This window comes from Rahnella perminowiae (assembly GCF_019049755.1).
Taxonomy (GTDB): Bacteria; Pseudomonadota; Gammaproteobacteria; order Enterobacterales; family Enterobacteriaceae; genus Rahnella; species Rahnella perminowiae.
The window spans coordinates 1-893 of the sequence record NZ_JAFMOS010000128.1 but is presented as its reverse complement, the minus strand read 5'-3'; the positions used below and the strand labels follow the sequence as shown (position 1 = coordinate 893).

Here is an 893-nt window from a genome sequence, read left to right as displayed (position 1 = left end):
CTGTGCATTTTTGTGTACGGGACTATCACCCTGTACCGTGCGACTTTCCAGACGCTTCCACTAACACACAAACTGATTCAGGTTCTGGGCTCTTCCCCGTTCGCTCGCCGCTACTGGGGGAATCTCGGTTGATTTCTTTTCCTCGGGGTACTTAGATGTTTCAGTTCCCCCGGTTCGCCTCGTTAGACTATGTATTCATCTAACGATAATGTGCCGGAGCACACTGGGTTTCCCCATTCGGGTATCGTCGGGTATAACGGTTCATATCACCTTACCGACGCTTTTCGCAGATTAGCACGCCCTTCATCGCCTCTGACTGCCTAGGCATCCACCGTGTACGCTTAGTCGCTTAACCTCACAACCCGAAGGTGTTTCCACCGTCGCATTGCGATTATTTGAGAGACTCTGTTACAGACTAATCCACCACTCAGTACAGATACGGAGAGTGATGTTCAGCTGTAAACTTTCAATTTTCAGCTTGTTCCAGATTGTTAAAGAGCAATATCTTAAACATGACTCGTTAAAGTCATCTTTAAGTTATTTTCTGTTCATAAAGAACAGGTGATAATGTCTTTCACACATTATCGGATTGGCGTCCCCAAGGGGATTCGAACCCCTGTTACAGCCGTGAAAGGGCAGTGTCCTAGGCCTCTAGACGATGGGGACACGAAAAATCCGTACCAGACCACCTGAGTGGTTTGGCACTTTTCGCATCAGCGTAAGGTTGCCCTTACCGCATCAACAGGTGCTCTTGCTCATTAATTTCATCAGACAATCTGTGTGGACACTGCACAATGCGTATCTTGAGGTAAGGAGGTGATCCAACCGCAGGTTCCCCTACGGTTACCTTGTTACGACTTCACCCCAGTCATGAATCACAAAGTGGTAAGCGC

At 48.0% G+C, this 893-nt stretch carries 1 tRNA gene and 2 rRNA genes; all 3 read right to left on the bottom strand.

Going from position 1 to position 893, the window contains the following annotated elements:
- Positions 1 to 355: ribosomal RNA gene (locus J1785_RS00695) — 23S ribosomal RNA — on the bottom strand; the annotation flags it as partial.
- Between the two features lie 235 nt (positions 356 to 590).
- A tRNA-Glu gene (locus J1785_RS00690) sits at positions 591 to 666 on the bottom strand.
- 143 nt (positions 667 to 809) lie between these two features.
- Positions 810 to 893, bottom strand: a 16S ribosomal RNA gene (locus J1785_RS00685); the annotation flags it as partial.